At 45.9% G+C, this 9505-nt stretch carries 7 protein-coding genes; 5 read left to right on the forward strand and 2 right to left on the reverse strand.

The window, feature by feature from the left end; translation table 11 throughout:
- The 4 genes from RMO52_RS23215 to htpG all read left to right on the forward strand — a co-directional run.
- Positions 1-1811 (forward strand): response regulator (locus tag RMO52_RS23215; RefSeq protein WP_310419061.1); only part of this gene is annotated, 1811 nt, incomplete at its 5' end.
- 224 nt (positions 1812-2035) lie between these two features.
- Positions 2036-3529, forward strand: a complete 1494-nt coding sequence (locus tag RMO52_RS23220) for a DUF3492 domain-containing protein (protein ID WP_310419077.1) — start codon at positions 2036-2038, stop codon at positions 3527-3529.
- Positions 3526-5067, forward strand: coding sequence for a hypothetical protein (locus RMO52_RS23225; protein WP_310419063.1), 1542 nt, complete (start codon positions 3526-3528; stop codon positions 5065-5067). The genes RMO52_RS23220 and RMO52_RS23225 overlap by 4 nt, the downstream gene beginning before the upstream one ends.
- Before the next feature lie 111 nt (positions 5068-5178).
- The gene (htpG, locus tag RMO52_RS23230; RefSeq protein ID WP_310419066.1) at positions 5179-7167 is read left to right on the forward strand and encodes a molecular chaperone HtpG; all 1989 of its coding nucleotides are present in this window, start codon (positions 5179-5181) and stop codon (positions 7165-7167) included.
- Between the two features lie 61 nt (positions 7168-7228).
- Here the strand turns inward: htpG and RMO52_RS23235 are convergent, their stop codons facing one another.
- Both RMO52_RS23235 and RMO52_RS23240 read right to left on the reverse strand, forming a co-directional pair.
- Positions 7229-8056 (reverse strand): bacteriorhodopsin, encoded by an 828-nt coding sequence (locus RMO52_RS23235; RefSeq protein ID WP_310419069.1) that lies wholly within the window; start codon positions 8054-8056, stop codon positions 7229-7231.
- Between the two features lie 73 nt (positions 8057-8129).
- Entirely contained in the window at positions 8130-8504 is a 375-nt protein-coding gene (locus tag RMO52_RS23240; protein WP_310419072.1) for a BON domain-containing protein, read from the reverse strand.
- Between the two features lie 158 nt (positions 8505-8662).
- On the opposite strand from RMO52_RS23240, the gene RMO52_RS23245 reads away from it, so the two are divergent.
- A partial coding sequence (locus RMO52_RS23245) for an NAD(P)/FAD-dependent oxidoreductase (protein WP_396135090.1) occupies positions 8663-9505 on the forward strand: 843 nt, incomplete at its 3' end.

The following is a 9505-nucleotide window of genomic DNA, read 5'->3' on the forward strand; positions in this document are numbered from 1 at the left end:
TACTCCTGCCCGATGTCGTGCTCATGGATATGGAGATGCCCGATATCGATGGTGTCCTGGCAACCAAAATTATCTCCCACAGCTCGCTCAAAACCAGAGTCCTCGTGCTCAGCAGTCATGACAGCGATGAATATGTCGCCGATTCGATCCAGGCTGGTGCCAATGGCTATATTCTCAAAGGTGCCCCCGCACAGGAAATTTGTGATGCCGTCCGGTTTGTCAATCGGGGCTACATGCAGATCGCGCCCGGTTTATTTGAAAAATTTATTCCCAATCAGATCGATCTTGGGGTGCTAGAGTGGAAGCCGCGCAGCGGTCAAATGCCCTTGAGTCGGCTCGATTATCCCGGTGGCTTGGAACTGACGGGCATCAATAAACCGCCGAGCACCGCGATCGTTCCTGGCAGCGAATTCGATCAACCTTCAGAGCTGATTTTAGATATTACCGCATTGGGTCGATCGCGTAAATCGATCGGGTGGTATCAAGCCGCTGCACTGGTACTCGCTGGGTTGGGGTTGACATGTGCGCTCTATCTACTCCGCCAAAGTCTCAATCAACCTGCCGCTACCCCCGATCCCAAAGACCGCGCTCGACAGTTGCACGATCTCCCATTTGTCGGCAAAATCGAACCGCTACACATCACCAAAATCGATGCGACGATCCCGGGAATCGTCTCAGTACTGCCGATCCAGCTCGGGCAGACAGTGCGGGCTGGCGATCGATTATTGACCATTCGGAATATCGATGCCGAACGTAATAATCAAACCAAAATGCTCCAACAGCAACAGCTCGATGCCGAACGACAGCAAGCCATCATCCAGCAAGCCAACCAGCAACAGCAGCAAGTCAACCAACAGCAACAACTCCTTCAGGGAGAGCGCCAAGCAGCCATCGGACGCATTAACACCATCCAAATCGCGATCGCCAATTATCAGCGGCAGATTGCCCCGTTACGCCAACAGCTAGCGGCAGCTAACGTGCGGGCAAATGTCGTCGCCACTCAGCCAGCTCAACTGCCCCTGCAACAAAAACGCGCAGCCATCAACCGCGCTCAAGCAATTTATGAGCAAGCATTGACAACATCCGAGCGACTGGCTCAGTATCAAAGTCAAGGGGCGATCTCTCAAGAACGACTCGAACAAGCCCAAAAAGAGCTGACAGTCGCTAAATCTGACCTCAGTATCGCCCGAGCGGATTATGATAGTCTAGTCGCTGCCGCCCGCGTTGCCACCGAGCGACAAACCGTGCAGACACAATCGACACAACTCCAGCAACAACTTACACTCACCGAACAAGCCGGACAACTGCAACAACTCCAAGCGCAACTTCAAGCTGCTCGCGCCGATCTTCGCCAGATCGAGACAAAATTGCAGCAACTGCCACAAGTGTTGCCCGGTAGTCGGGTGGCTAGTCTACCAGTCAATCGTAAACCAGTCCTCGAACCCACCAAAATTGATATTACCGCACCGATCGCGGGCACGGCGATCGACATCCCGGTTGCGGTCGGCGATCGAGTATTTTTGGGAAGTAAGTTGATGAGTATTACCGATCCCAAAAAACTCAAGATCGGCGTGGAGTTGGAGCCACAACAAGCCGCCTTATTAAAACCCGGACAACGAGCGCTCGTCAAGGTGGGTAACGCTTTGAACAGTCAAGAACTAGTCGCTTTAGTTACTAGTATTGCGCCTCCACTCGTTGGCGCTACCTCTCCCGTAGAAAATCGATCGACCCAGCGAATCGAAGTCGAATTCACCAATCCCCAGCCAACGATCGCGATCGGTCAAACTGGGACTGTTTATTTCCCCAAATAGAGTTAATATTTCACAAAGATTGCTCCTTAGTAAAGCTGTCAGCCAGTTTATTTTAGATACTAGAACCACCGTTAAACATTGCGGTGGGCATTGCCCACCCTACTACTTACTCCTAATTACCAAAACTATCCACTATTCACTATCCACTATTCACTAAAACACTATTAACTTTGTTTTAATGCAAAATGTGAGATTATTAATTATCAATGAGGTCTTGCATTTTGATGACAACCGAAGGAACTTACCCATTTTTGGGTGGGGGCGTGAGTACTTGGTGTCATGAATTAACCACGCAGATGCCAGAAGTAGATTTCAAGATTTTGGCGATCGTTGCCAATCCCTATCTACCCCAACAATACCAACTAGCACCCAACGTCACTCAACTACTCAAAGTGCCGCTGTGGGGCACGGAAGACCCGATCGAGTACGGGTGGCGATTTCCCTTTTCACGCGCCCTCAAGAGCAAAATTGCCACTACTGGGACGGTTATCGATCGCCGCTTTATCCCCATTTTCGAGCAGCTATTAATGGGGATTCTTTCGCCAGAGGTGATGGATATCCACACCCTGGGGCAGACATTTGTTGCCATCCATAAATATTTTCTGCGGTACGATTATCACAAGACGATGATGTCGATCGAAGTGTGGAAGTGTTTTCAAAAACTAGTCACTACAGGTTGGCAATCCCAGATCGAGACCAATCGGATTACTTTAGGTGAGATTACCGAAACATTGCGATTGCTATATCGATTATTTATTCCGTTGAATGTCCCGATTCCGATGGTCGATACGATTCATTCCTCGGCTGCTAGTTATTGTGGATTACTCGGCGTAATTGGAAAAATCGAATATCGGATTCCCTATCTATTGACCGAGCACGGTACGAATATTCGCGAACAATATCTAAATTTACGTACCTCGATTCCGTCGGTATTTGTCCGCCGCTTTTTGCATTATCTAGTTAGCGCGGTAGTCAAATTAAATTATCATTTTGCCGATGTTGTGGCTCCAGTTTGCAAATATAATACTCGCTGGGAAGGATGGTGGGAAGTACCGCCAGAGAAGATTAAAGTCATTTATAATGGTGCCGATCCGCAGAAATTTAAACCTCAACAATTGCCAGATCGCCCCAATATTCATCCAATAGTAATTAATATGGGTCTGATTTTTGCACTGAAGGGACAGTTGAATCTCATCGAAGCAGCGGCGATCGTCTGCAACAAGTTTCCCGATGTTGAATTTAAGCTTTATGGTAAACCTTCAGATCCAAATTATTTTGAGCGCTGTCAGCAAAAGATCGCCGAACATCAATTAGAAAATAACGTTAAGTTTGCAGGCTTTACCAGCGAGCCGTGGCAGGTATATAGCGCAGCAGATCTAGTAGTAATGTCGAGTATTTCGGAAGGTTTTCCCTATGCAGTTATCGAAGCAATGTTGTGTGGAGCGGCAATCGTGGCGACTGATGTCGGCGGTGTGGCAGAGGCTTTGGGCGATACCGGATCGATCGTCCCCGCCAATCATCCCGTCGAGCTAGCTGAAGCCATCGTCCAGATGCTCAGTTTAACACCAGCACAACGCACCGCGATCGGTCAGAAGTCTCGCGATCGTGCCTTGGATTTATTTACCCTCAAAAAGTGCGTTCAAACTTATTTCGAGCTGTATCAGCAATTGATTCGGCAAGCGAGAATTTCAGAACTAAAACTGCATGGTAAGCTATGACCACTCATTCTCTCCAAAATTTAATCGATTCAATTTATATCAACTATCCTAATGTTTGCGATCCTTGGGAAATTGTCGCGATCGTCGAAGCTTTAGGATATACCGATAAAACGATCGCGACTGAATTTGGCTGTCCGAATGCCTTAGTACTCGGGCAATTTATTTATGCCCAACGCGAGCAGTTTCCCTATGTCGATGCTGCAATTTATGTTCCCAAGCCAGCGCTGAAATTTAGTGAGAAGTTTAATATATTCATCACTCAATTTTCACATAGCTTTGTTTATACCATTCCATTTATTATTCTCCTCGTCCTCAATTACTGGCCGCTCGATAAAAGGATGGACTTTTTACCACCAGCGTTAAATACGCTGTTTGGATTCGTCACGATGGCAAGTCTGATTACGAGTAGCGGCTTTGTCCAGATGATTACGAGGCGGGGCTTGTTTTATATGGGATTAAAAGATCCGGTTCAAGCCAATCGGATCTGTAATTCAATTCTGTCGATGGGAATTTTTACCACTATTTTACTGACTTCTATCGGTATTATCTTTGGTTTCTATCAGGGAGTTACGACCGATAGATATATTATTATTGCTGGTCTTTATTACATTATTCTTAGTACGATCTGGATGTTGTTTGCGATCGTCGGACTTCAGTATCGATTTGCCGCTCCAGTCATCCTGATTGGGATTACCTGTTGCTTTTTTATATTTAGAGTATTTATCGAGTTAAGTGCTTTAGAAGCTCAGATATCAACCATTGCGATCGCTTTTATCTCGCTATCAGTTCTATGGATATTCACCCAGATCGAAGCACGAGCAATTAAGCCGAAATTTGGCGACCTAGTCCGTTTACCACATCTGAGCATTCTAATTTATTTATTGATCCCATACTTTTGTTATGGTATCACTTATTTTGGATTTATCTTTGCCGATCGGCTAGTCGCAAACATTACTACTGCCGGACACTTTGCTATTATTTCTGGTAACAATCTCGCATATCAAAATAGTATGGATTTAGCATTGTTAAATCTCCTACTGATCGTTCCCCTGGTCGAATATTTTAGTTATAACTTAATTACATATTGGTACGAGCTTGCCAAACATATGACTCTAGCTGAAGTAGATAGTCTATCTTGGCAACTGCAAAAAAAATACTGGTCGTCCATTGGGCGAATTCTCCTGTACTTTGGAGTGTTGATGTCTATGACACTAATGTTGCTGTCGATCTTACATCGCAGTCAGAATGATAACATTTTGACAATAGTTGCTGGGTTAGGATATTTATTATTTGCGATCGGTCTATTCAACACTTCGATTTTGCTGAGTCTCAATCGGCTGCGCGATGTCTTAGGAATTCTAGCCACAGCAATGGCAATCGACTTTATCAGCGGTTATTTACTCGGTAGTTTATTTGGCATTTATCTAGCCGTCATCGGACTCATTATCGGCGGACTTATTTTCGCGATTAAGTCTACCAAAAAAACGCTCACAGCAATCGATCGCGCCGAATACTGCTACTTTTACAGTGGATATTGATCTACCCTATCCCCTATCCCCTATGAAGAGGTACGGAAATCCCGAAAAGCTACACACACCCGATCGCCATACAATGCTGATAACAAAACATAAGTAGCGATCGATAGCAATATGACAGTGCTAGAACAAGGTAACATCACCATCCATACCGAGAATATCTTTCCGATCATCAAGAAATCTCTGTATACCGACCATGAAATCTTCCTCCGCGAACTGATCTCCAACGGTGTCGATGCCATTGGTAAGCTCAAAATGGTGTCCTTCGCGGGCGAATTTAGCGGTGAAATCGGCGAACCTGCGATCCAGATCGCGATCGACAAGGACAAAAAAACACTGTCGATCTCCGATAATGGGATCGGGATGAGTCTAGATGAAGTCAAAAAATATATCAATCAAGTTGCTTTTTCGAGTGCCGAAGAATTCATTCAGAAGTATCAAAAAAATAGCGACCAACAAATTATCGGGCACTTTGGATTAGGATTTTATTCTTCGTTCATGGTGGCGAGCCTAGTTGAAATCGACACCCTCTCTTGTCGTGATGGCTCGACGGCGGTACACTGGTCTTGCGATGGGTCGCCTAGCTTTGAAATTAGCGAATCGAGTCGGACAGAGCGCGGAACGACGATTACGCTGACGCTCCAAGATGAGGAAGCTGAATATTTAGAACCAGCTCGAATCAAGCAATTAGTCAAGACTTATTGTGACTTTATGCCAGTGGCGATTTCGCTCGACGGCGAAGTTATTAATAAGCAAAAGGCACCCTGGAAAGAATCACCCCAGAATTTAACAAAAGAAGATTATCTCGAATTTTATCGTTACTTATATCCCTTTGAAGAAGACCCCTTGCTGTGGGTGCATCTGAATACCGACTATCCCTTTGCGCTCAACGGGATTCTGTACTTCCCCAAATTGCGCCCAGATTTGGATCTGACCAAGGGACAAGCTAAACTGTTTTGCAATCAAGTATTTGTGAGCGATCGCTGTGATGAAGTGATTCCCAAATTCTTGCTACCGTTGCGGGGCGTTATCGACAGTACCGATATCCCGCTCAACGTGTCTCGGAGTGCGCTGACTAGCGATCGCACCGTCCGCCGGATCTCTGATTATATCTCCAAAAAAGTCGGCGACAGGCTCAAAGAACTCTATCACGACGATCGCGAGGCTTATACCAAAGGCTGGGAGGATCTCAGCACCTTCATCAAATTTGGCTGTCTGAACGATGATAAGTTCAAAAAGCAAATCGAAGACATCATCATCTATCGCACCACCTTTACGGCTCCCCCAACCGCACCTGAAGGCACGGCAGAGGGCGATGATGCTTGGCAATCTGCAACGCCAAGTTTGCCTTATACAACTCTCAATGAGTACTTAGAGCGCAACAAAGAGCGTCACGCCAAATCAGCGCCAGCGACGACGGAAGGTCAAAACGAACCGAAGTACGAAAATCGCGTGTTCTACGCCACCGATGAAGCCAGTCAAGCACCCTATGTCCAACTCCACAAGGGTCAAGGTTTAGAAGTGCTATTCCTCGATTCATTCATCGACACCCACTTTGTGAGCTTCCTCGAACGCGAACATAGCGATATCAAATTCTCGCGCGTCGATGCCGAATTAGACAGCAGTCTGATTCAATCGGATGATACACCCGAAATCATCGATCCAAACACCAATAAAACTCGCAGCGAACAGATTCAAGAAATCTTTACTACCGCACTTAATAAACCCCAAGTAACGATTCGGACTGAATCGCTCAAAGGTGATAACGCACAATCCACACCCCCAGCAATGGTATTGTTGCCCGAATCTACGCGCCGAATGCGTGAAATGATGGCGATGATGCAGCAACAAATAGCTGAATTCCCAGAAGAACACGTTTTGGTAGTCAATACCGCGCATCCACTAATTCAAAATCTGGCAAATATCAACAAAGGATCGATCGTGGGTACGGAGGGAACTTCGCCCAATCAGGCGCTAGTTAATCTCGTCTGTCATCACATCTACGATCTAGCTTTGATGGCTCAAAAAGGGATCGATGCCGATGGGATGAATGCTTTCGTGGAACGTTCCAATCAGGTGTTAACTCAGTTAACCGAACGTTAAACACATAAAAAGCTAATGGCGGGCATTTTGCCTGCCTAGCTTTCTATCTTTATAGATTAATCTAATCTAACAATTGACGAGTTTTTTTACGTCTCGATCGCGATGTTGAATTCCCCCAAATCTCACCCTCATCTCGAAATTGCAGCACTCGATTCTCCAAGGGAGAGGCTACGCCAACGACAGCACGATCCAAACCAGTTTCTGACTGGCGATTTTGCAATCCTCTCAAACCGTGCAAATCCAAAAAGCTAAAGCCAACCTTTGAGAAAAAAGGCAAGATACAAAATAGTACGGTATCGATGTCTTGACTCACTAATCGCAGACCAGAAGAACCAACAATCCATAATAATGGGTAGCCAATCCACAATACTGTAAAGTAGGTTGTCAGCTTTTGATAGAGCCTAGCTAAATCCCTGCCTTGACTATTTGCTTTCGATCGTAAGGGTACCCAAATCCCCCACAACACTATCAAGAAGGCTACCGTACCGCAAATGTACCAAAGGTATCTTATCCAGTTTTGAGCAGAAAGATCGGCAATTAACCCCGTCACGATTACTACGATCTGTGTACTCATCAAAAAGCCAATTAGAGTCCAATCTTTTTTGACAAATTGCATTGCCGTCCAAGATAATGTCAGGAGCAATAACGGCGTAGTCACTATCCAATCGATATAGCGAGCATAATGAACGAGGCGTCCGGCAACTTCGACTTTGCCTTGACCTAACGCCATTGACATGTACGCCAGTCCCGACCAAATGGGAATAAATATGGCGACTAAATATTCAGACTGAGGAACACCTTTGGGATTGCGGCTCAAAGACCAAAAGTATAAAGCCCCAATAGTCATTGCGGCTACATAGATCCAATGTGAGGTTGTTTGCAAGTTCATTGAAGTTTTTCAGGTTGAGATTTTATGGCATACCTGTATCTTTAACGGCGCTCCTCGCCTGACAATTGTCAAGCTAAAATACGATCTGATTAACGATCGCGACTCCAGGAGCGAGCTGTTGAGTTAACGTTTGTGCGAGTTGTTTTTGCGCTTCAGTTTGAACGCGTCCTGTCAACACGATGCTATTGTTTTCGTCATTAGCATCCAAATCGAATGCCCGCAGAGTAGGATGATTATCTAAAGCTTCTTCGACTTGTTCGGCGGCGTCATCTACATTTGCTACTGGCGCAGTGTTCGCTGCTGAATTATTAGCTGGTGCTGTCGTCACGACTGAATCGCCAGTCGCACGCGGATCTGCTGGTGTTGGTGCTTGGTTACAAGCAGTTAGAGCCAAAAGTGCGATCGGCAGTAGTCCAATTAATTTAGTCTGCAAGCTAGAAAATAGCATGATTTTTCTTAGTTAAAATCTTAGTGATGTTAGCTATTGTTGCTATTACTAGAGTTAATTTTCATCTGTCATCAGACAGAAAGATCGACCGCTCCTGAAAACTTTGAGAAGTCTAGGATTAAACTGTTAAATGGGTAATGTAGTTTTTCAGGTGCCAAATGTCTCCAATCGCAGCCAATCGTCAACATGCGATCGTGATGGGTGGTAGTTTGGGTGGACTGCTGGCCGCTCGCGTATTGAGCAAGCATTTCGATAAAGTCACAATTGTAGAAAAAGATCGAGTCCACCAGGCGCCAGAATCGCGTCCCGGACAGCCACAAACCCAGCATTTACATGGATTACTGGCGATGGGACTTAAAATAATGACTGATTATTTTCCCGATCTCCCAGCAGATTTAGTAGCCAATGGAGCCAGCATCAATGACTTTGCACTGTCGATGCGTTGGCGTCTATATGGTGGTTATCGATCGCAATTTAAGATTGGGTTCCCGTCTACAACCATGAGCCGGGGATTGCTAGAACACTTAATCCGCGATCGGGTGTTGGCAATACCTAATCTTAAATTACTCGATCGAACGATCGTTAAATCGTTACAGACTAACCCCGATCGAGATCGAATCATTGGCATTATTGTCGAGCAACAAGACAGCGCACCCCAAAGATCGCTAACTGCGGATCTGGTAGTGGATGTAACTGGACGCAGTTCCCGCTCTGGGAAATGGCTGGCGGATTTGGGCTACGAGCCACCATTTGCGAGTAAGGTACATGTTCACCTTGGCTACGCGACGCGAATTTATCGGCGCGATCCTGAAGATCCCCGCAGCCACACTTGGATTTTGAATTCACCCGCGCCGCCACAACAAACTACTTTTGGTGGTATTATCCCGATCGAGGGAGATCGCTGGATCGTCTCAGTGGGTGGTTGGCATGGAAATTGGGCACCGACTACCGAAACTGGCTTTCTAGAGTTTGTGCGGGGCTTACCGTCCCCAGATATCTAT

Source organism: Chamaesiphon sp. OTE_8_metabat_110 (assembly GCF_031382685.1).
Lineage (GTDB): Bacteria > Cyanobacteriota > Cyanobacteriia > Cyanobacteriales > Chamaesiphonaceae > Chamaesiphon.